The following is a 20,646-nucleotide window of genomic DNA, read 5'->3' on the forward strand; positions in this document are numbered from 1 at the left end:
CTTGAGCGTGCCGGCATCAAGCGCGCTGAACACGTCATTGGTTTCTTCTTCTGTATTGCCCGACGTCAGCGCGCCCGCTTCGACGCCGCTAGCTTTAAGTGCGGACACTTGATCACGCATCAGGGCAATGAGCGGCGAAATAACGACCGTCAAGCCATCGCCCATCAATGCAGGAAGCTGATAGCAGAGCGATTTACCCCCGCCCGTCGGCATAATCGCTAAGACATTCGCGTCATCCGCCACGGCATCCACGATTTCGCGCTGGCCGGGGCGAAAGGCGTCAAATCCGAAAACGTCGCTTAATAGCGATACGGCGCGGTCCATGGGATGTCCTGTAATGGCATTGATCTGCTCTTACAGGATATGTCCCATAGGTTAACGGTTCATACAAGATGAAGTGTTAGTAGAATGCTTGGATGTTGTTCGCCAAAATGATGCGCAGCGCATAAATCGCGATCAGGGCAACCAGTGGAGCAAGGTCAATTCCTGCGGTGTTCGGCAAAAAGCTGCGAATTTTTGAATAGACCGGTTCCAGCAGACGATTGATACCATACCAAATTTGCGCGACCAGAGGTTGGTTCAAGTTCAAGACTTGGAAATTGATGAGCCAGCTCATAATGACGTGGGCGATTACAAAGAACCACGCGATATCAAGGATCAGCATCAGAATTTGAAAAAGCGACAACATGGGCAGGCTCCAATTTTAAGTTGCCCATTAGGTAGTCGCTCCAACCCGCCGCGACAAGTGCCGCCGCGTTCTGGCTTGTGCTCCCAAAACGGCTGACCTAGGCCAACGTCATAAGGAGAGCGCACCATGTATCCATTTTTTCGTATGGCAAAGGCATTTTGGTCGATCCGAAAGGCACCAGAACTCGGGCTTTTCGAAACTCATGTGTCGCGCCATCGCTGCTGGCCTTGGGACATCGATATGATGATGGAACTCAACAATGGTCGCACGCTTACTTTGCTTGATCTTGGGCGTATCCCTTTGGCGCATCGGCTAGGGTTGCTTCGCGTTCTGAAAGCGGAAAAATGGGGGCTTACGATGGCAGGTGTTACCGTGCGCTATCGACGCCGCATTCGCACGTTCGAAGCCTTTACCATGAAATCTCGTTTAGTGTGCTGGGATGATCGGTTCACCTATCTCGAGCAGTGCATGATCAACAGTTCAGGCGAGGTTGCAAATCATGCGCTCTATCGTGCTGCGGTGACCGATAAGAACGGAATTGTCGGCACTGAGCGATTGGCAAAAGCGCTAGGCAACGTCGGAGTGTCCCCGCCCATTCCTGACTGGATCAACGCGTGGATTGAGGCAGAAGCCACCCGTCCGTGGCCGCCGATGCAGGATTAACTTGCACCATCACGCAGACCGCTATCTAACTATCCCGAACAGGGGAGAGAGAGATGGCAGAAACATCCGACGATAAGGCGCTGCGTAAACGCATTTGGGGCTGGTACTTTTTTGATTGGGCGAGCCAACCGTATCACACGGTTCTCAACACTTTTATTTTTGGCCCGTTCTTCGTTGCGATTGCTGCGACCTACTACTTGAACCAAGGTCAGGTCGAAGGCATCGCTGATGCCAACGCCCAAGCGATGTGGGCTTGGACCACCGCGCTGATTGGTTTGATCATCGCTTTCTCCGCCCCGATCTTTGGCGCGATGGCCGATAGCACGGGGCGCAAGATGCCTTGGATCGTTGGCTTCAGCGCGATGTATGTTTTGGGCTGCGGCGCGCTTTGGTTCACGGCGCCCGATGCAAGCAACCTGTTTTGGATGCTCGCCGCCTTTGGCGTCGGCTTTATCGGCGCTGAATACGCTTTGATCTTTACCAATGCGCAATTGCCCGGTTTGGGAACGCGCGAGCAAATCGGTAAAATCTCTGGTTCTGGGTTTGCCTTTGGTTATTTGGGCGGTGTTGTGTCTTTAGCGATTGCACTGCTGCTCCTCGTGGAACAGGGCAACGGCAAAACCATCGCAGGTCTCGATCCATTGTTTGGCCTTGATCCAAGCGCACGTGAAGGCACGCGCGCGACTGGTCCATTTGCTGCGCTCTGGTTTGCGCTTTTCATGATCCCTTATTTCCTATGGGTGCGCGAAGTGCGCACAGATCAAATCAGATCGAGCTTTTCTGCGGCTGCGGCGCAGGTCATCACCTCAATCAAAGGTCTCACAAATCGCAAATCCCTTGGGGTTTTTCTGATTGGCTCAATGTTCTATCGCGACGCGTTAAACGGGCTTTATGCGTTCGGTGGTGTTTACGCAAAACTCGTCCTTGATTGGGAAGTGACGCAGATCGGCGTGTTTGGCGTGGTCGCAGCCATCGGCGCTGCTATCTTTAGTTACATCGGTGGATTTGCTGATCGAAGATTTGGCCCCAAGCCTGTGATTGCTTTTGCAGTTATCGTGCTGATGCTCGTCAGCCTTACGGTCATCAATATTACCCCAACAACTATCTATGGAATGACCGTTGCTGAAGGCACACCTGACCTTGCCTTTATTGTCTGCGGCATCCTGATTGGCGGGATGGGCGGAATGCTGCAATCTGCATCGCGCTCGCTCATGGTGCGCCACACGGACGAAGACAATGCAACCGAGTATTTCGGGCTGTATGGTCTGTCTGGCCGCGCCACTGCTTTCCTTGCGCCTTTGCTGATTGGTATCGTTACGACCATCACTGAAAGCGCGCGTTTGGGTGTCTCGCCTGTCATCGTGCTTTTCTTAATCGGTCTAATCCTGTTAGCCTACGTTAACAAAAATGGAGATCACGAGACATGACCCGCCTTGTTGCCTTGGTTCTGAGTTTACTTTTTGCACTACCCCTGTCCGCCGCACCCGAAGCAAAGCAACTCTTTGGCTCTGCCAAGAAAGGCTCTGCTCAACGCGCGGCGCCTTTGGGATCATACGCCAAGGGCTGCGCTGCCGGATCTGTGCAATTGCCGGAAACAGGGCCAACATGGCAAGCCATGCGTCTGTCGCGTAACCGAAACTGGGGTCACCCAGAGACAATCGACTTTATTCAAACGCTCTCAGCCAAGGCCGCGCGTCTACCCGGTTGGAAGGGACTTTATATTGGTGACATTAGCCAACCTCGTGGCGGCCCAATGCTTTCAGGCCACCGTAGCCACCAGATCGGTTTGGATATCGATATCTGGATGTTGCCACCTGACCGCCTAAACCTGTCGCGTCGTGAACGTGAAAACATCAGCTCTATTTCCCTGCGTCGCGCGAAAGGCGCTTACATTAACGACAAATTCACGCGCCAGCATATGGAAGTGATGAAAGCTGCTGCGAAAGACAGACGCACAGCACGCATTTTCGTTTTCCCAGGTGCCAAAGTTGCCATGTGTAACGCCGAAAAAGGAAATCGCGCGTGGCTGCGCAAAATTCGCCCGTGGTATGGGCATCACTACCATTTCCACGTGCGTCTCGCCTGCCCGCGTGGTGCACGCGGATGCGTTGATCAAGCACCGCCCCCAGCAGGGGATGGTTGCGCCGATGCGCAAAAATGGGTCAACGACATCTTGAACCCACCAAAACCAAAACCACGTGATCCTAACGCCCCGAAACCAAAACCACGTCGCGAACTTGTGCTCGCTGATCTGCCTCAGCAATGCTCAAACGTTCTTCAATCGCGCTAGCGCTCAGCTCAGCATTCGCAGCAACCTCGCTCTTCGCGGCGCCTCAGATCGAGGTGATCGCGCAGATCGTGTGGCAACCGAATGCTGACAATTTCGGCGGCCTGTCTGCGCTCGAGGTGGATAACGCCGGTGAAGGATTTATCACAGTCAGTGACACTGGTGTGCTCTATCGGGGCACCCTGAAACGCGATGTTGACGGGCTTCTCAACGGCGCGAGCCTTAGCAATATTGAACCGCTCCGTTTTGAAGGTGGTCAACGTCCAGCGCTGAAACAGGATCGTGATACCGAAGGTTTGGCGACTTCAAGCGCCAAGGATCTCTACATAGCCGCTGAGTTTAATCCTCGCCTCCTGCGCTATCGAAAAGGACAACGGACACCGCAAATCGGCAAACTTCCGCTGCGCGGTGATCAGGTGCCCTCCAACATGGGATTTGAAGCCCTTGCGTTGTCGCCGCGAAATACGCTCGTTGCGATACCTGAAGGCTCCGAGAACATCCGCGCTTCGTTTCCCGTGTTTGAGCGCAATGCAACCAATGGCTTATGGTCGGTGATCTATGATCTACCGCGTCATGGCGGGTTTCGCCCTGTCGGCGCTGACTTTGACGAAAACGGACATCTCTATATTCTATCGCGTGGTTTCAATGGCTTTGGCTTCTCGACCCGTATTGATCGTCTACTTTTTGAAGACGGCGTTCCGAGCGCATACCAACCCCTCTTCCAATCGCGGTTTCGGCAATTCGATAATCTCGAAGGACTGGCTGTTTGGCACGCTGCTCCAGATGATCTCAGGCTCTACGCGATCTCTGATGACAACTTCAGATCTGCCCAACAGACTGAAATTATCGAATTCCGCCTAAAAGAATAGCTTGCACCGCAAGCGCGCTGGGTCTAAGCGGCTCAAGTTCCCAATTCTGGGACCAAGTCGCCGCTACCTTGATAAAACGGGCATATATAAATGACACGTACACACCTTCTTGGCGTTCTCGCCATGGCAGCCATCGTTGTTGCCTCAAACATCCTTGTGCAATTCTTGTTCGGCCAATGGCTGACATGGGGCGCATTCACCTATCCCTTCGCATTCCTCGTCACCGACCTGATGAACCGCATGTATGGCTCTTCCGCTGCACGTCGCGTGATTTTCGTAGGCTTTGTCGTCGGCGTTGTCTGCTCCTTGATCGGCACGCAAATCATGGGCGAATTCGGCCCATTGGTCACCCTTCGCATCGCGATCGGCTCCGCAACCGCATTCCTCATCGCGCAACTGGTTGATGTGTCCATCTTCAGTGCACTGCGGAACGGCAAATGGTGGCGCGCGCCGCTGGCTTCGTCCCTCGTTGGATCGTCCCTAGACACAGCGCTGTTCTTCACTATCGCCTTTTCCAGCGCGTTGGTTTTCATTGAGCCTTCAAACGATGTGAGCTGGGCAAACGAAGTTCTGCCAATTCTCGGATTTGGGCCAATGGCACCGCTTTGGGTGTCCCTCGCAATCGCTGACTGGGGTGTGAAACTCGCTCTTGCTTTGATCGCCTTGGTGCCGTTCCGCGCAATCGTTAAGCGCTGGCAACAAGGACGTGAACAGATCGCATAATTTTTTCTTTGCGATTTTAGAATTCTGTGTAACCCTCTTCATATGATGAAACAAATTCGAGAGGAGGTGATCCAGTGTCTAAAAAGGTATTGGAGTTTGGCGTCGGGACAATTTGCGAGGGCCACCGTTAGCGGCAAACCCTAACGGGCGATGCACACGCAAATTGGCTAGGGCCTAACCGCCGCAGCCTCCGAAACTCAGATTAAGGGCCGTTCATTCATTTGGGCGGCCCTTTTTGCGTCTTGGATCAAGCCATGGCATGTAGAGGCCATGTTGCAAATTACGCCAAACATAGAAATCGCCGATTGGGAGCTGACAGAGAGCTTTACGCGCGCCTCTGGCCCAGGTGGGCAGAACGTGAACAAGGTGTCCACAGCCGTTGAGCTGCGCTTTGAAGCTGAGCGTTCTCCGAACTTAACCGACCCCGTGAAGAAACGGTTAAAGCGGCTCGCGGGGCGTCGTTGGACACAAGATGGCGCGCTGATTATCCGCGCCGAGGAAGAACGCAGCCAAGCGCGAAATCGCGCCATTGCACGTGAACGGTTGACCGAGCTGATCCGCAAAGCGCTGGTTGCGCCAAAACGGCGGATCGCAACACGGCCAACACTCGGAAGCAAAAAGCGCCGCCTTAAAAGCAAGAAAGAACGCGGTGAGGTTAAAGCCTTACGCGGTCGCGTCACCGGCGAAGATTAAACAATCACATCCTGCTTAGCTTGCTCGCCCACTTCGAACACACGCTTATAGCGCTCGATTTCGTCCGCTGGTCCCATCGCCTTGCGAGGGTTGTCAGACAGTTTGACAGTCGCGCGCCCGTTGGCTTCGACAGCCTTACACACGATTGAAAACGGATTGAGCCCCTCGTTCGGAACAAGGCCGCGGAAATCATTGGTGAGTAGCGTCCCCCAACCGAAACTCACACGCACGCGATTATGGAACTGCTTGTGCAGATCGATGATCTTTTCAACGTCCAAACCGTCTGAGAAAATGACCAACTTGTTACGCGGATCTTCACCGCGATCTTGCCACCACTTGATCGCAATTTCCGCACCTGTCGCAGGATCACCTGAATCGATACGAATACCCGTCCAACCCGCAAGCCAATCTGGCGCATTATCGAGGAAACCTTGCGTTCCATAGGTGTCGGGCAAAATAATCCGAAGGTTGCCTTCGTGTTCGTCCTGCCAATCTTCCAAAACTTGATAAGGTGCTTGGCGCAACTCGGCATCGTTTTCGGCCATCGCTGAATACACCATCGGCAATTCATGCGCGTTTGTACCAATGGCCTCAATATCGCGCTTCATCGCGATTTTGCAATTGGACGTGCCAACGAATTTCTCTTTCAGCCCTTCCTGCATCGCCTGCACACACCAATCCTGCCAAAGGAACGAATGGCGGCGACGTGTGCCAAAATCAGCAATCCGCAAGCCATCAACGCTGCGAAGGCGTTCGACCTTTTCCCAAACCCGCGTCATTGCGCGCGCATAAAGAACCTGCAATTCGAACTTGCCCATATTGTCTAAAACAGCTCGACTGCGCAGTTCCATCAAAATGGCAAGCGCCGGAATTTCCCAGAGCATGACCTCATGCCATTTGCCTTCAAACGTCAGCTCATATTGGCCGTCGCGTTTTTCCAAATGGTAGTCGGGAAGGCGCAGGTTTTCGAACCACTCCATAAAATCGGGACGGAACATTTGACGTTTACCGTAGAACGTATTCCCGCGGAGCCAAGTACTTTCACCGCGCGTCAAAGACAGTGAACGCACATGATCCAATTGTTCACGCAGCTCGCCTTCGTCTATCAATTCAGCCAACCGAACTGACTTGGTCCGGTTGATCAAACTAAACGTGACATTCGTATCTGGATGATTGCGAAAGACTGATTGGCACATCAGAAGCTTATAGAAATCATCATCGATCAGCGAACGAACGATCGGATCGATCTTCCACTTATGGTTCCAGACGCGTGTTGCAATGTCCAAGAGATCGTTCCTCACCTGCGATTTCGATGCCTTGATACGTTAAGATTCCGAATGGTTCAAAGCGGATTTAATCAAAGCGTTGCGCTGAACTCCGATAATTTGCTCAGAAGATCCGCTTTCTTTACTGGTTTAGCGAGAAAATCATTCATACCCACTTGGAAGCACGCCTCTCGATCGCTGGCAAAAGCGTTCGCAGTTAACGCGATGATATGCGGTTGCGCACCGCCCATTTCCCTAATGCGCTGGGTCGCTTCCAATCCATCCATTTCGGGCATCGACATGTCCATAAAGATTAAATCGGGTGCACGTTCGCGTGTGTATTCGACAGCCTCCCTCCCGTTATGTGCAAAGGAAAGATCAACCGGTAGATCCTGAAGAAATTTATTAATCAAGAAGCGGTTCGTTTTGTTATCCTCGGCAACCAAAATTGACATCGGTACGATATCGGCCTTTTCGCGTTTAGCGACCTCGCTGCGATTATCCGAATGACGGGGCTTTCCCATCACAAGCTCAACGGTGAATGTGGAGCCCTTGTTCACAGTTGAAACGACCGAAATACCGCCTTCCATGTGTTCAGCGAGCTGTTTGGAAATCGAAAGACCAAGACCTGTTCCCCCAAACTTGCGGGTCGTTTTGCCATCCGCCTGTTGGAACTTATCAAATATCTGGGAAATGCGGTTCTGCTCGATCCCGATCCCCGTGTCTTTGATATCTAAGCCAATCTTAAAACTATCTTCAGTTTCCTGAACGCGCGTCGTCAGGGTTACACCACCCTTCGACGTAAACTTGATAGCATTTCCGATCATATTCAGAAAAATTTGACGAACCCGCCCGTCATCGCCAACCGCTAAAGTCGGCAACGGCTGGTCCTCAATGACATCAAGAAAAATACCCTTTTCCTGCGCTTGAGGGTCGAGCAATTCAACGGCATTTGCGAAACACGCACGCAAATCAAATTCAACCGGATCAATCGATAGTTTACCCGCATCCAACTTGGAAAAATCTAGAATGTCATTGATGATTGCCAAAAGCGCGTCCGCAGAATTCTTGATGGTCGCAACGTATTTACGGACGTCTTCAGGCAAATCCTGCTCCGCCAGAAGATCGGAAAGACCGATGATCCCATTCATCGGCGTTCTAATTTCATGGCTCATCGTGGCAAGAAACTCAGACCTGGACTGTTCACCGCGTTCAGCCAAAATCTTCGCCTCAGCCAGCTCGCGTTCATGATCTTTTATCGCGGTGATATCCCTCTCAATGGCAACCACCATTTCTATCGTGCCATCGCCACGCCCGATGGGGACAATGTTAGTCTCGACCCAAATTTTCTCACCGTCTTTACGTTTGTTTAAAACCTCGGTTCTAATTGGCCTCCCCTGTTGGACATGTGTGGCAATCGCATGCACGGTTTCTTCACAGGTTTTTTCATCATTGAGCAGCGTTGATGGCAACTGACCAATCGCTTCCTCTGAGCTATAGCCAGTAATTCGGGAAAAAGCCTCGTTCACCCACAAAATTTGACCGTCGGGCGCAGAAATAACGATGCTGTCATTAGCATGCCGCGCCACGAGAGACAGACGCCTCGCTTCCTCTTGCGAGACGCGCTTTAACCGATCTGATGCGGCGAGCGCTCTGGACGTCGCCAGAATTTGGTTTTTGCTGCGCCGTTGGCGTTCATAGCTTCCGATGATGTGCTGCAAGATTATGAACACCAAGTAACACATCAGGAAAATCGTGATGACTTCAGCCAAGTACTCCTCAAGGCTACGGTCCCAAGTCGCAAATTGATGTGTTAGCAAACCTGCTAGTGTCACCCCGAAAACGATCAAACGCGCTGTCGCGCTTGCCTTGTGATAGGGCCAAACCATGCCCGCATTTAGGGCAGCGGACATCATAAAAACCGTCGCAAAGTGTTTGCTCACGTCGCCGCCTTCAGAAAACCACGCGAGCAAAATGCAAACCGAAATGGTTATTGCCTGAATAGCTGCTGTTACACTGGCCAATAAACTGACCCGCGCAAATCGCACACCACGCGCCAAAGCGTTGCGTTGTAGGTAAAGATTGCCGCAATCAATCACCTCGCCTGCAACAGCGATCACCGCGGCCAAAATTGCGATAAATGGGGAAGCAAATAGCGCTAGGTAGGCCGCCCCGATGCCGACAAGAACCTGCCTTCGCCAAAAATACTTTAACCGTCCGCGCGCATACCGCTCGAATTGATCTTGCGTATTGTCGATGCTCAAGACGGCAGTGTTATCTTTCGAAACGAACGTATCCATCCCTTGCTACTCGCACTGATGTTTGGAGCAGCTTAGCGCACAGATTGTTAACGAATCGGGTTACGTCTTGCTATTTTAGAACCACATTTGCATTTCGCATCGCGTGCATCGCTTGCTCTAAACTACCATCCAAATCTATCGCTCGGCACGCAACTGCAAAAACAGTGGTTTCAAAACCAAGCCGACGCGCATCCAGCGCCGTGAATTGCACACAAAAATCCAAAGCCAAGCCGACAATAGCCACATCCGTCACATTTCGGCTCCGCAAATATCCTTCTAGGCCCGTGGGCGTCGTCTGGTCATTCTCGAAGAAAGCAGAATAGCTATCGATTTCCCTGCGAAATCCTTTGCGAACAATCATATGGGCCTTCGATGCATCCAAATCACGGTGAAAATTCGCGCCGTCGGTCGCTTGCACGCAATGATCCGGCCAAAGCACCTGCGGACCATAACTCGCCTGCATAATGTCGAACGGATCTTTATCACTATGATTGCTCGCGAACGAGCTATGATCAGACGGGTGCCAATCTTGGGACAAAACCACGGTGCCATAGTCCGCAATCATCGCATTTATTGGTGCAACCACCTGGCTTCCGCCGGGGACCTCCAACGCTCCACCTTCGCAAAAGTCATTTTGAACGTCGATTATGAGCAAAGCGGATGAATTGGACATATTTTTCTCCTGATCAATGGTGCTGCGGCACTCGGCCCCTCATACGACACTTGCTTTACACCGTCAAAATCCGCTAGTCCCCGCCCATGTTTACTATAGCCGCTCTTTATCACTTTGCACCCGTGTCTAACCTCAAAGACATGCAGGTGCGGATTCGGGAAAAATGCGAAGCCTTTGACATCAAAGGCACGCTTTTGATCGCGCCCGAAGGTATCAATGGTACAATTGCCGGACCCTCAAATAGCATAGAAGGCATACTGAAATTTCTCAAAGGGCTGCCCGAGTTTGGAGATTTGGAATGGAAGCTAAGCCACAGTCCAGATGCCCCATTTGCTAAACTGAAAGTGCGTCTGAAGCGTGAGATTGTAACGATGGGCCAGCCCGACGTTGATCCGCGCGGCGCTGTTGGCAGCTATGTCGAACCAGAAGACTGGAACGAATTTATCAAAGCTGACGATGTTGTGGTGATCGATACTCGTAATGATTACGAGGTGTCCATTGGCACGTTCGAAGGCGCGATTGACCCCAAAACCAAGAGTTTTCGCGAATTTCCCGCATGGTGGGAAGACAATAAGCAACGCTTTGCCAATCACCGCGTCGCGATGTTTTGCACGGGCGGTATTCGGTGCGAGAAATCCACAAGTTTCATCAAAGATCAGGGTGTTGAAGAGGTATACCACCTAAAAGGTGGTATTCTGAAATATCTCGAGACCGTGCCAGAAGAGGAAACCACCTGGAACGGTGAATGTTTCGTTTTTGATGGCCGTGTTTCCGTTGGCCATGGCTTGAAAATTGGTCCGCACCAACTTTGTTTTGGATGCCGTCGCCCGATGATGCCAGAAGATATGAAGCATGAGCATTTCGAGTTAGGCGTTTCATGCCAACAGTGTTTTGACGAGACGACCGAAGAAGACAAAGCACGTTTCAGGGAACGCCAGAAACAGATCGATTTAGACAAAAAGCGTCAAAGATCAGACGCAAATTAATAGCTTAAGCTGGGCTTTTTTCTCAACGCACGACGAATTCAGCATGAAGTGCTCCAGCCGCTTTTATGCTTTTCAAGATATCGATCATATCACGCGGCGCAACGCCCAATGCATTGAGCCCCGCAACGACCTGTGAAAGCGATGTGCCGCTTCGCAACTCTGCGAGTCCAATTCCTTCTTCCTCTTCGATACCCACTTCTGTTCTGGGCACGACAACCGTTTCACCTTGTGAAAACGGGTTAGGTTGCTGCACCAGTGGTTGCTCCTGAATCCGAATTGTCAAATTCCCTTGAGAAATTGCGACCCGCGAAATTCGCACATCTTCGCCCATCACAATAGTTCCGGAACGTTGATCAACGACGACTTTGGCTTTTCGCTGCGGTCTGACCAAAACGTTTTCCAGCCTGCTGATCGCGTGTGCAGGGGATTTTTCGCGGGTCTTTTCGATATCAACCGCAACTGTTCCGGAGTCGATCATCTCAGCAACACGGCGCCCGAATATACCATTTACGGCGATTTCAACACGTCGCGCTGTTGTGAAATCGGGTTCGCGGAGCGCAAGCCTTAAAATCGTCATGCCGTTGAAATCGAAATCAACCTCTCGCTCCACACGCGCACCAGAAGGGATCGATCCGGATGTGGGCACACCTGTTGTCACTGCAGCGCCATCGCCCTCGGCCCCAACGCCGCCGGCTATAATTGTACCCTGCGCGACCGCGTATATTTGGCCGTCTGCTGCATTCAACGGCGTCATGATCAGCGTGCCGCCCAACAAGCTTTTGGCATCACCAATTGCGGAGACCGTAACATCGATGGACCCACCCGCACGCGCAAATGCTGGCAGCTCGGCCGTGACGAAAACAGCCGCGACGTTCTTAGGGCGAAACTGCTCACCGGTGATGTTTACTCCCAATCGCTCCAGAATATTTGACATGATTTCTTCTGTGAACGGCGCGTTTCGGATGCCGTCCCCAGTGCCATTCAAACCGACAACCAGGCCGTATCCAACGAGATCATTGCCGCGCACACCATCGAAGCTGACCAAGTCCTTAATCCGGATGCTATCCCCAAACGCCGAACTTGTGATCGATGCGAACATCAAAAAGAATATGAAAAAGCGGTTAATCATAGATATTCCAACAAGCTCATTTGGGACGTTCGCGAGGTCAATAGATAGATTTTTTCCAATTGCAGCTCTGCTTCTTGTAGCTTGCTTGCCGTTTCATATTGATCGACGCCCAAGACGTCGGTTCGCAACATTTGAGCCGTTGAAATCTCCGCGCCCGCTTGCACAATCCCGTCGGCGATCTGACCCTCTATGTAACCCAGCGACGCATGTAGGTTGGTCACCTGACCTGCAGCCGCGCGCAAACCACTTGAGGCCTCCTCCAACAAAGACGCTTTACTTTCAGCGGAGAGCGCCAGTCCTTCATCGGTCGCAACACTAGCCAAAATGAGGTTTTGAAGAGTTTGCTTTAGCGCTGGATCGTTTGCCCGGGTACTGTCATTCACAACTCGCCCCTCATCGAGGCGAATAACGCCTGAATTTTCGTCATCGCCAAGATAGGCAATCGCCTCAAATCCACCGCTCGTATCGTCCATCCAATTTTGCAAGGCTGTGGTTATGTCTTCATTCGTTACGGCACCCGCGAACGCGGCCGAAACAGAAGACATCACTATCTCAACATCCGCTGTTGCCGGGCCATCTGTTGATGAACCCGCAAACAAAGAACGGCCCGCAGACTGCACATTGAGCTGTGAAAGCGCTTGCGCCAATGCGTCCTTAGCATTTGTGGAAACGGCATCTAACCCAGAGATCGTACCAGATGTAACTGCCGTGGAAATATTGTTGGCCAGGTCAATGGAATTTCCATTGATCGTGTCGAGGACTGTTTGTTTTGCCTGAACCCGCGTCATCGATTGTGTGAGGGTCTTTTCCCTTACTTCGGATGCGCTGATGGTCCGCTCCCAACCTGCTTGAATCGCGAAATCGTTGCGCAGCGCGCCTCCAACGTCCGATGTTAGGCCAGTTGTCAGCTCCTGCGACAACCGCACCAAGTTGCCCTTCGCTTGTTGGTTGGATTGATTGAGCATCAGTCTGCTTGCAAGATCGCCGATGGAATTAAACATCATCAATTAATCCCCATGATTGTTGATAGCATTTGATCGATGGTTTGAATGACCTTCGCATTTGCTGCATAATTGGTTTCTATCGAAAGAAGCTTCTGAAGCTCGGTATCGGTATCAACACCATTTTCGAGCTGCATAAGATTGAGCTGCTCAAAGCGTGAACTTGCAAAGCTCGTAGACTGAGCCGCGTCAGAGGCTTCTTGAGACGCGATAGATATCATGGACGCGCTATGGTCAAATAATGAACCACCAGCCGAACTTTGATCCGCCAAAGACGCAATCATGTCGCTGATGAAAGATGTGTAACCTGCAGCTGGTTCTGTCGTTGCATCCATTCCCCCACGCAAGCGCCACAGTTCGCCGCCTTGCTCGGGGTCAACTTTTGCATTCAACTGCAATCGCCCAGCCAAACCGATTTGATCGCTTGAATCTACACGTGATCCATTATCCGTGAACAACCCAGGAGCATTTGCCACTGTGCTCATATCGCCATTTAGGTCATGAAACCGCGTCGCCAGGTCGAGCGCGAAGGCATCTAAACCCTCTTGTGCATTCGGTGCTGTTTCGTCGCGGACTTCGAACAAGGCTTGCAGTCGACCTCCAGAAAGGGGCCCAGCGTCGGAACTCAAATCAACGGTATCACCCTTTAACTGCAACGAACCCAGCATCCCGTTTTCTAAAGTCATATGGGGCAAGATTTGATTGGACGTTGTGAAATCAAAGCTGACCGCGCCGTCGTCAATCAACATCATTCCATTTGAGCTCACCAATGAAACCGCGCCCCGATCTCGCGCCATTTCGCGAACAGGGACGATCTCACTGACTTGATCAATGAGCATTTGCCGTTCGTCCATCAACGCATTGGCATCACGGCTATTTACATTCGCCGCAACGATTTGCTCATTCAGCGCGACAATGTTCTGCAAATTCGTATTGAGGGTTCTAATCTCCAACCCTATTTGGCGATCAGCATCTAGTCTTTGTGTTTGGATGTCGCCCTGCGCAGATTTCAAGCGGTCAGCCAAAGCGCTTGCCGAGGAAGTTGTTTCAAGTAGGCGAATCTCAGAGCTCGGATCGCTTTCTAAGTATTGCAATGCAGCGTCAAGCCGCTCCAGATGTGCACCAATTGAGGAGCTATCGTCAGGCGTCCCAATTGCGAGAACAATTGCTTCAGCAATAGACGATTGCTGCGAAGCCAATCCAAATTCCGATTGCGCAAGCCTCTTGTCCGACAGCAAAGCAGCGTCAACAAAGCGGTTTACGCCCGTGACGGCGACGCCGCCCGTGCGCGTCCCACTTATTTCGATCTCTTGCCGAGAGTAATTTTCATTCAAGGCATTGGCGAGATTAGAAGAAACAAGTTGAGCGGACCGAGAGGTTACGTTTAGACCGGACAGCGCATTTGAAATCGAACTTGAAAGGCTCATCAGATTATCCCCTTGGGTCTATCGTTTGATGTTGGTCGTTTCCTGCAGCATCTCGTCAACTGTCTGGATGACCTTGGCATTAGATGTATAAGCGCGCTGCGTTTGGATCATCGACGTCAGCTCTGCGGCCACATCGGTTGTGCTTTCCTCGCGCGCATAAGCAACGATATCACCTGTCGGACCATCACCCGCGTTCCATAGGAAAAACGAGCCGCTGTCAGGGGAAGGCAGATAGGTTTGGTTATCGAGCGCAACCATTCCATTCGGGTTGGGAACATCAACCAAAGGCACTTGATAAATCGTGCGAGTGATACCTGTGTCAAAGAAAGCGTGAACATAGCCGTTCGCATCAACCTCTACCGCCGTCATATTGCCAACAGGCGAACCATCCTTCGAAATAGAAACAGGCGCAAAACTATCTGAAAGCTGGGTTAACCCATCGGGACTGCCGACGGTTCCAATGTTCAGCTCAATCGGTCCACCTGCGACGTCGACAATCATTGCGCCCGTCGCTGAGTCATAACCACCGCCATTGACAGTGGCGACAGATAGCAATGTGCCGCCAGAAGTTCTGCTATCATCAAAGACAAGTGTATATTCACCGACGACTGCATCATCTTGAGCCGTGTCTTTGATCGTTAACGTCCATTCATTCGACGTACCGCTCGCGAGCACTGTCGGAGCGAATTCCATCTTCAAATTCTCTGACGTTCCAAGGTTGTCGTAGTATTCAATGGAAAGTTGTTGAAGATCGCCAACCGAATCCGCTTCGGTTTGGGTTGCAGGCAAATTCACAGCGATATCGATGGCTGTTGTTGGCTCCCCAGTGAATTGATTAACGTTGAGCTTAACAGGCTCAAGCGCGTCTTGCGTATCGCGGGGATAGGCAGGAATTGTACCATCCGCGAGGGCAGGCCACCCCATCAGCACCATGCCACTAGGCGATTCTAGATAACCATCCGCGTCTGTGCGGAACGATCCTGTCGTGGATAGAAACATTTGCGGCGATCCATTGGCGTTGTCGACTTCTGATGCCAAGGCAACAGGCAGCATTCCACCCCCTCGCACTGCGAGGTCTGTAGGATTGGATGTCGCCACAAGCGATCCACGTTCATCGATCAAACGCTGTGTTGTCGTGCGCACACCACCAGCTGAATAGGTCGCACCACGCGAAGAAATGACCATCGAATGAAAGTCCGTCGTCGCCTGCTTGTACCCATATGTAGATGCGTTCGCGATATTATCTGAAATCGTGCTCAACCGTGTCGCGTTAGCGTTCAGCCCTGCCACACCTGCGTTTAGTGATGAAGAAATTGTCATGCTCAGCCTTTCTGTGCCGCCTCGTTGCAGCACTGATAAAGGCGAGAGTTTAAGACAGACCTAACAGTTCAAATTGTTTTCATCTTCCCCCATCACCGGTCAGAAACACAATTTCGATCCTATTGTTACGAACCGACAGCGGATCCTTTGAAACGAGTTCCGTGTCCGCTTTCCCAGCAAGGCGGTCAAAGCGGGTATCTGGAATGCCCGCAAAGACAAGGTTTTGCCGGGCCGCTAGGCCGCGCTCCATCGACGGGCGCCATGTATCATTTCGCGTCCAAACAACAGGCCTTGTTGCCACATGTGATTTGATTGCAAGCCTATGTTCCGTGCTGGCCGTTATGGTCGCAATACGTGCAAGCAACTGATTTAGAACGGGCGTTGCGCGATAATCTTGGTCAAACAATGGGCTTCCAGGAAGCTCAAATATTTCGATGAGTGGGCCCTCATCAGAAATCCGCGTCACAACGTGTTTGAGCGAATTCTCCATCAGATCACTTTCACCGCCCTGACCCGCCAGAGCCTGCTCCAGTTCCTCCCGCAGTACCTCTGCTTCCAACGCATTTTCAGCGAGCGCTCCGCTTTCTTCGCTGCCCGTTGTCCAAGGCGGGCGTACGCCAGATGCACCGGTGCCCGATTTAGCGAGCGTATTCTCTGAAAAGATGGAATCGCCCCCAAAGGCCCCATCACCACCGCCTGAAATTCGGTTAATCGGAATCGTCGGATTGAAATAATCCGCGATCCCCTTGCGTTGCTTTTCCGTTGTCGCGTTCAACAGCCACATCAACATGAAAAACGCCATCATTGCAGTCACGAAGTCTGCATAAGCAACCTTCCAAGCACCACCATGATGCCCACCGCCGCTAATGACCTTTTTCCGTTTGATGATAACTGGCGCCACAGCATTACCTGTCGCCATTTTCACCACCTATTTTCTCACCCAACCTGACGATAACATTCCGTTTCTTAACGAATGCTCAACAAGTAAAGTTGTCTGGAAATAACGGCTTCGCGCCTTCTACATATCGCCGACACCCCTTAAAATTTGGTGATCATGGGTGGCACTCGAAACCTGACAACACATTTGCCTCTGAAGCCCCGCTAGATTAAGCCCTAAGGTCAACGAACAAATGGAAATCTAATGCTCGGAAACATCACCAACAAACGAGGCGGTCCCGCGCGTTCAATCAATTTGCGTCCCTTGCAAGTTGAAATGACGCCAGAGCGCCCGTTCTATGCGATTGGCGATGTGCATGGTTGTTTCGACCCCCTGCAAGCTGCGTTGAATCGTGTGGATGACGACATCGAAGCGAACGATATCGATAATCCTGCGCTGATCTTTTTGGGCGATTACATTGATCGCGGCCCCAAAACTGCCGAGGTGTTAGACGAGCTGATCACCCTTAGCCTGTCGAACCCAGACGACGTTGTTTGCCTAATGGGCAATCACGAACGGATGTTGCTCGACTTCCTTGATAATCCGCTCAAGTCTGGTCCGCGTTGGTTGCGCTTTGGCGGTATGGAAACGCTAGAAAGCTTTGGAATTCCGAACGTTGCGCATGATGCAGAGCAAGAACAGCTCTATGAAGCATGTGAGTTGCTCTGGGATGCCCTGCCCGAGGGCACAGAACCATGGTTGCGCAATCTGCCCTTACGATGGTCATCAGGTAATTTGCATTGCGTTCACGCAGCGTTCGACCCTAGCAAACCCCCAAGAGACCAAGAAAGCGATATTATGCTTTGGGGGACAGAGAGTTTTCTGAAAGCAGCGCGCACAGACGGCAACTGGGTCGTTCATGGACATACCGTTGTAGAAAAGCCCATCTGGGGGCAAAGCCGCATCTCGCTTGATACGGGATGCTACTTTACTGGAGAGCTGACAGCTGCTGCTTTCACAAGCAACACCTGCCGCATTGTTTAAGCCTTAAGAGGCTTTTGCATCTTCTGTTGTTTCTACTGCGTCTTCGACGACTTCCGCTTCAACAACAATTTCAGCCTCTTCTGCGACGATCTTTTCCGCATCATCGCCTGACTTGTCTTCAATCGTGCCAACGATCAAAGGCAACATCGCAACACCAGTCGGTGCAGCGATGTCAGCCTGCGGAGGTGACTTCCAGCTGAGCGTGTCAAAGCTAGAACAGTTGCTACAAACTGGCTCCCACTCGGGCAGGATATGATTACAGGCATCGCAAACCCACTGCGGGCCACGCGGCGCGCTCAATGCACGGGCAAGCCAACCTTTGACAACCGCATCTTCAGCGCCCTCGCCCCGTTCAATCGCTGCCATAATTGTCAGCGAACGTGCATCAGGCGCAGTTTCCGCAAGATCGCCAAGCTCACGGCGTGCAGTCGGGAAATCCTCGGATGCAATTTGCAATTCAGCGTTCAGCATTTTCGTTTCAGGATGATCTGATGTTGATTTTGTCAGTTTACCGAAACGTTTGATCCGCTGTTCAGGCGTTTCATCAGGCTCAATCGCAGCATAGGCCGCTGCGAGTTCAGGATGCGGTTGGGCGTCCCATGCCTTCTTCAAAACACGTGTCGCGTAACGTTTCTTGTCCTGTTCCAAATAACTGCGTGCAGCCATAACTGCAGCAGGGATAAGATCAGGCGACAGACGGTTCGCTTCAATCGCCGCTTCACGCGCTTCGATATCCTTACCTTCGTCCTCTTCACCCGCTGCAAGCGACAAGGCCAAGACAGCTTCACGGCGTTTATGCACATCGCGCGGCAATGATCCGCTCTTGAGTTTCGCATTCAACGTCTTGCGCGCACCTGCCCAATCGGACCCTTGCGCTTGCAAGTTCAACAAAATGTCCTGCGTTTCTTCATGGCGCGGCTTTAGGGCAAAAGCACGTTCCGCCAATTGCAGCGCTGTGTCCGTGTCACCATCCGCAAGCTTTTGCTTCATGATGCCGCGCACACCAACGAAACGCGTTGCTTCGTCTTTCACCAGCTTCTTGTAGGTTTCTTCCGCCTTGCGACGATCCCCCGTCATTTCCGCTGCTTGCGCCGTGAGCAGGTTCGTCAGCTCAGGTTTGGCAAGATATTTCTCCGCACGCGCGGCTTTGCTCATCGCGGCAGAACCATCCCCGGAGGCAAGCGCCATCATACCCTCTGAGAGCGCTTGATATCCTTTGCGCTCGCGGCTTTTGGAGAAGTAACGCGTGATCGCTGTTTCATCGCCATTGATGAACTTCAAAGTTGCCACCAGCAAAGACAGCAGCTTGAGCACGATCCAAAGCACCACGATCAGAACGATCAGCGCCAGAACGATCTGAAGGGGGCTAAATGTAAATTCCTGCCCCATCATTTGAACGGTCGCACCGCCGCTCAGTTCCATCAAATAACCCGCACCCACACCAAGCGCTGCAATTATTGCCACAAACACGAGAACTTTTAGCAAAGACCAAAGCATACAAATAAGCGCCTTATTGAGAGTTCAAAGAATTAGCGAGGGCTTCGGCCTCTCGCGCTGCGTTTAAACGGGAACTGGCCAAAGCCACCCAATCTGCGAGCGGCGCTTTGGCCGCTTCTGGAAGCGCATCGACCAACGCAAGCGCGTCTTCGATACGTCCCTCACCAACCGCTGCTTCCGCGCGGGACAGAACCGCGTCTGGATCGTCGCCTTCGCGCGGTGCGACAGACCGTGCGCCCAATTGTTTCGCGAGGAAGCTGGTGACACCGCCACCTGTTTCTTCACTACGTACCGCTGCGAGCGCTGCACGCGCTGCATCAGGAAACCCTTCAGCCAATGCTGCCAGCGTCGGCGCGCCCTCAGCGGCCGTAGCCGTCAATGCCTCTGGCAATGCGATATCTGAATTGGCTTCTACCTCTGCAAGAGCATCCGCGAACGGTGCGCCGCTTTCCAGCGCGACCAAGATACGCGTTACACCACCACGCGCCAATGCACGGCGCGCTGTTTCTTCCGCATTCTGCTTGGTCAGCTGCGCCTCATCCAGCATCTGGGCCAATTCACCCTTTTGCAAATCAAGCGCGCCGCGCAGATCTTTCAACTCTTTCTCCATCGCGACGGAGATCCCTTCACCGCCACGTGGTTGCGCTTCAAGGGTGTCGATACGCGTTTCAACCGATGCAATGCTGTCCACAACAGCGCCAAGCTGCGATTGCAAGTCGCCAACGGTGGCAACAGCATCATCCAGCGCTGACAAATCTGGCGCGGACTGGTTTTCCAACTGCGTGGTCAAATCATCAATACGACCAGCCTGCTGATTGAGAGCAGTTTCAAAGTCGATCTTCTTCGTCGCGTTCGGGCCAAACGGAACACCATCTGGGAAAATGTACTCGGAACTTACAATGCCGATACCTGCAGCGACAACACCGCCTAATAGCATTGGAAGGAAACCGCCTTTGCGTTCAACAACAGTCTCACGAACAACCTCAGGCGCAGCCGCTGCGGGAGCAATCTCTTCAACAAGCTCGACCACATCAGTCTCTTCAGAGGAATCTTCTTCGACCGTCTCAGCCTCATCAACAATTGGATCGGTGTCTTTGTCGTCGGCAACCGCCTCGACCGTGTCATTCACGATTTCTTCTACGGCCTCTGGCGTTTCAGCACTTTCGCTCTCGCCCCTAGTCGGTTTTGCCACGTTACGCACCCT

20 protein-coding genes are annotated in these 20,646 nt (G+C 52.2%); 8 read left to right on the forward strand and 12 right to left on the reverse strand.

Going from position 1 to position 20,646, the window contains the following annotated elements:
* Window positions 1-324 (reverse strand): DEAD/DEAH box helicase (locus ABJQ89_RS19120; RefSeq protein WP_348497748.1); only part of this gene is annotated, 324 nt, incomplete at its 3' end.
* A gap of 76 nt (window positions 325-400) precedes the next feature.
* The gene (locus ABJQ89_RS19125) at window positions 401-688 is read right to left on the reverse strand and encodes a YggT family protein (protein WP_348497749.1); all 288 of its coding nucleotides are present in this window, start codon (window positions 686-688) and stop codon (window positions 401-403) included.
* Window positions 689-814: 126 nt separating this feature from the next.
* Here ABJQ89_RS19125 and ABJQ89_RS19130 point away from each other — a divergent pair, with 126 nt between their 5' ends.
* The 6 genes from ABJQ89_RS19130 (at window position 815) to arfB (ending at window position 5,923) form a co-directional block, all read left to right on the forward strand.
* On the forward strand, window positions 815-1,351 hold the full coding sequence (locus ABJQ89_RS19130) for an acyl-CoA thioesterase (protein WP_348497750.1): 537 nt from the start codon (window positions 815-817) through the stop codon (window positions 1,349-1,351).
* Window positions 1,352-1,404: 53 nt separating this feature from the next.
* Window positions 1,405-2,778 carry an MFS transporter gene (locus ABJQ89_RS19135; protein ID WP_348497751.1) on the forward strand — a complete coding sequence of 458 codons (1,374 nt, stop codon included), beginning with the start codon at window positions 1,405-1,407 and terminating at the stop codon, window positions 2,776-2,778.
* Complete coding sequence (gene mepA, locus ABJQ89_RS19140) at window positions 2,775-3,641, forward strand: penicillin-insensitive murein endopeptidase (protein ID WP_348497752.1); 867 nt, start codon at window positions 2,775-2,777, stop codon at window positions 3,639-3,641. Before ABJQ89_RS19135 ends, mepA begins: the two co-directional genes overlap by 4 nt.
* The gene (locus tag ABJQ89_RS19145) at window positions 3,614-4,507 is read left to right on the forward strand and encodes an esterase-like activity of phytase family protein (protein ID WP_348497753.1); all 894 of its coding nucleotides are present in this window, start codon (window positions 3,614-3,616) and stop codon (window positions 4,505-4,507) included. The genes mepA and ABJQ89_RS19145 overlap by 28 nt, the downstream gene beginning before the upstream one ends.
* A gap of 90 nt (window positions 4,508-4,597) precedes the next feature.
* Complete coding sequence (locus ABJQ89_RS19150; protein WP_348497754.1) at window positions 4,598-5,230, forward strand: queuosine precursor transporter; 633 nt, start codon at window positions 4,598-4,600, stop codon at window positions 5,228-5,230.
* A 270-nt stretch (window positions 5,231-5,500) separates the two neighbouring features.
* On the forward strand, window positions 5,501-5,923 hold the full coding sequence (gene arfB / locus ABJQ89_RS19155) for an alternative ribosome rescue aminoacyl-tRNA hydrolase ArfB (RefSeq protein WP_348497755.1): 423 nt from the start codon (window positions 5,501-5,503) through the stop codon (window positions 5,921-5,923).
* On the opposite strand, the gene pncB is transcribed toward arfB, so the two are convergent.
* The 3 genes from pncB to pncA form a co-directional block, all read right to left on the reverse strand.
* Window positions 5,920-7,209 (reverse strand): nicotinate phosphoribosyltransferase, encoded by a 1,290-nt coding sequence (pncB, locus tag ABJQ89_RS19160; RefSeq protein WP_348497756.1) that lies wholly within the window; start codon window positions 7,207-7,209, stop codon window positions 5,920-5,922. The genes arfB and pncB overlap by 4 nt on opposite strands.
* Window positions 7,210-7,280: 71 nt before the next feature.
* Window positions 7,281-9,488 (reverse strand): response regulator, encoded by a 2,208-nt coding sequence (locus ABJQ89_RS19165; RefSeq protein ID WP_348497757.1) that lies wholly within the window; start codon window positions 9,486-9,488, stop codon window positions 7,281-7,283.
* Between the two features lie 70 nt (window positions 9,489-9,558).
* A complete protein-coding gene (gene pncA, locus ABJQ89_RS19170; RefSeq protein WP_348497758.1) occupies window positions 9,559-10,161 on the reverse strand; it encodes a bifunctional nicotinamidase/pyrazinamidase in 603 nt (200 codons plus the stop codon).
* Between the two features lie 86 nt (window positions 10,162-10,247).
* Between pncA and ABJQ89_RS19175 the strand changes: the two genes are divergently transcribed.
* Window positions 10,248-11,147, forward strand: a complete 900-nt coding sequence (locus tag ABJQ89_RS19175; RefSeq protein WP_348497759.1) for a rhodanese-related sulfurtransferase — start codon at window positions 10,248-10,250, stop codon at window positions 11,145-11,147.
* Between the two features lie 22 nt (window positions 11,148-11,169).
* Here the strand turns inward: ABJQ89_RS19175 and ABJQ89_RS19180 are convergent, their stop codons facing one another.
* The 5 genes from ABJQ89_RS19180 to ABJQ89_RS19200 all read right to left on the reverse strand — a co-directional run bounded on the left by ABJQ89_RS19180 (window position 11,170) and on the right by ABJQ89_RS19200 (window position 16,943).
* The gene (locus ABJQ89_RS19180; protein ID WP_348497785.1) at window positions 11,170-12,246 is read right to left on the reverse strand and encodes a flagellar basal body P-ring protein FlgI; all 1,077 of its coding nucleotides are present in this window, start codon (window positions 12,244-12,246) and stop codon (window positions 11,170-11,172) included.
* 26 nt (window positions 12,247-12,272) lie between these two features.
* Window positions 12,273-13,280: a flagellin gene (locus ABJQ89_RS19185; protein WP_348497760.1), complete on the reverse strand. Its 1,008-nt coding sequence runs from the start codon at window positions 13,278-13,280 to the stop codon at window positions 12,273-12,275.
* A complete protein-coding gene (flgK, locus tag ABJQ89_RS19190; protein WP_348497761.1) occupies window positions 13,280-14,704 on the reverse strand; it encodes a flagellar hook-associated protein FlgK in 1,425 nt (474 codons plus the stop codon). Before flgK ends, ABJQ89_RS19185 begins: the two co-directional genes overlap by 1 nt.
* 18 nt (window positions 14,705-14,722) lie before the next feature.
* Window positions 14,723-16,024 carry a flagellar hook-basal body complex protein gene (locus tag ABJQ89_RS19195; protein ID WP_348497762.1) on the reverse strand — a complete coding sequence of 434 codons (1,302 nt, stop codon included), beginning with the start codon at window positions 16,022-16,024 and terminating at the stop codon, window positions 14,723-14,725.
* 79 nt (window positions 16,025-16,103) lie between these two features.
* Window positions 16,104-16,943 carry a flagellar motor protein MotB gene (locus ABJQ89_RS19200; protein ID WP_348497763.1) on the reverse strand — a complete coding sequence of 280 codons (840 nt, stop codon included), beginning with the start codon at window positions 16,941-16,943 and terminating at the stop codon, window positions 16,104-16,106.
* 222 nt (window positions 16,944-17,165) lie between these two features.
* Here ABJQ89_RS19200 and ABJQ89_RS19205 point away from each other — a divergent pair, with 222 nt between their 5' ends.
* Window positions 17,166-17,945, forward strand: coding sequence for a metallophosphoesterase family protein (locus ABJQ89_RS19205; RefSeq protein ID WP_348497764.1), 780 nt, complete (start codon window positions 17,166-17,168; stop codon window positions 17,943-17,945).
* Window positions 17,946-17,948: 3 nt separating this feature from the next.
* On the opposite strand, the gene ABJQ89_RS19210 is transcribed toward ABJQ89_RS19205, so the two are convergent.
* Both ABJQ89_RS19210 and ABJQ89_RS19215 read right to left on the reverse strand, forming a co-directional pair.
* On the reverse strand, window positions 17,949-19,442 hold the full coding sequence (locus tag ABJQ89_RS19210; RefSeq protein ID WP_348497765.1) for a heme biosynthesis HemY N-terminal domain-containing protein: 1,494 nt from the start codon (window positions 19,440-19,442) through the stop codon (window positions 17,949-17,951).
* Window positions 19,443-19,455: 13 nt separating this feature from the next.
* Window positions 19,456-20,634: a hypothetical protein gene (locus ABJQ89_RS19215; RefSeq protein ID WP_348497766.1), complete on the reverse strand. Its 1,179-nt coding sequence runs from the start codon at window positions 20,632-20,634 to the stop codon at window positions 19,456-19,458.
* Window positions 20,635-20,646: the final 12 nt, after the last annotated feature.

Source organism: Planktotalea sp., assembly GCF_039984035.1.
GTDB lineage: Bacteria > Pseudomonadota > Alphaproteobacteria > Rhodobacterales > Rhodobacteraceae > Planktotalea.

Excerpts from the sequence above, each read along its gene's own strand:
- ABJQ89_RS19175 (WP_348497759.1), top strand. The coding sequence starts at position 10,248 with ATGTTTACTATAGCCGCTCTTTATCACTTTGCACCCGTGTCTAACCTC.
- ABJQ89_RS19210 (WP_348497765.1), bottom strand. The coding sequence starts at position 19,442 with ATGCTTTGGTCTTTGCTAAAAGTTCTCGTGTTTGTGGCAATAATTGCA.
- ABJQ89_RS19195 (WP_348497762.1), bottom strand. The coding sequence starts at position 16,024 with ATGACAATTTCTTCATCACTAAACGCAGGTGTGGCAGGGCTGAACGCT.
- ABJQ89_RS19180 (WP_348497785.1), bottom strand. The coding sequence starts at position 12,246 with ATGTTCGCATCGATCACAAGTTCGGCGTTTGGGGATAGCATCCGGATT.
- ABJQ89_RS19205 (WP_348497764.1), top strand. The coding sequence starts at position 17,166 with ATGCTCGGAAACATCACCAACAAACGAGGCGGTCCCGCGCGTTCAATC.
- ABJQ89_RS19185 (WP_348497760.1), bottom strand. The coding sequence starts at position 13,280 with ATGATGTTTAATTCCATCGGCGATCTTGCAAGCAGACTGATGCTCAAT.
- ABJQ89_RS19165 (WP_348497757.1), bottom strand. The coding sequence starts at position 9,488 with ATGGATACGTTCGTTTCGAAAGATAACACTGCCGTCTTGAGCATCGAC.
- ABJQ89_RS19125 (WP_348497749.1), bottom strand. The coding sequence starts at position 688 with ATGTTGTCGCTTTTTCAAATTCTGATGCTGATCCTTGATATCGCGTGG.
- ABJQ89_RS19200 (WP_348497763.1), bottom strand. The coding sequence starts at position 16,943 with ATGGCGACAGGTAATGCTGTGGCGCCAGTTATCATCAAACGGAAAAAG.
- ABJQ89_RS19150 (WP_348497754.1), top strand. The coding sequence starts at position 4,598 with ATGACACGTACACACCTTCTTGGCGTTCTCGCCATGGCAGCCATCGTT.
- mepA (WP_348497752.1), top strand. The coding sequence starts at position 2,775 with ATGACCCGCCTTGTTGCCTTGGTTCTGAGTTTACTTTTTGCACTACCC.
- pncA (WP_348497758.1), bottom strand. The coding sequence starts at position 10,161 with ATGTCCAATTCATCCGCTTTGCTCATAATCGACGTTCAAAATGACTTT.
- ABJQ89_RS19135 (WP_348497751.1), top strand. The coding sequence starts at position 1,405 with ATGGCAGAAACATCCGACGATAAGGCGCTGCGTAAACGCATTTGGGGC.
- flgK (WP_348497761.1), bottom strand. The coding sequence starts at position 14,704 with ATGAGCCTTTCAAGTTCGATTTCAAATGCGCTGTCCGGTCTAAACGTA.
- arfB (WP_348497755.1), top strand. The coding sequence starts at position 5,501 with ATGTTGCAAATTACGCCAAACATAGAAATCGCCGATTGGGAGCTGACA.
- ABJQ89_RS19130 (WP_348497750.1), top strand. The coding sequence starts at position 815 with ATGTATCCATTTTTTCGTATGGCAAAGGCATTTTGGTCGATCCGAAAG.
- ABJQ89_RS19145 (WP_348497753.1), top strand. The coding sequence starts at position 3,614 with ATGCTCAAACGTTCTTCAATCGCGCTAGCGCTCAGCTCAGCATTCGCA.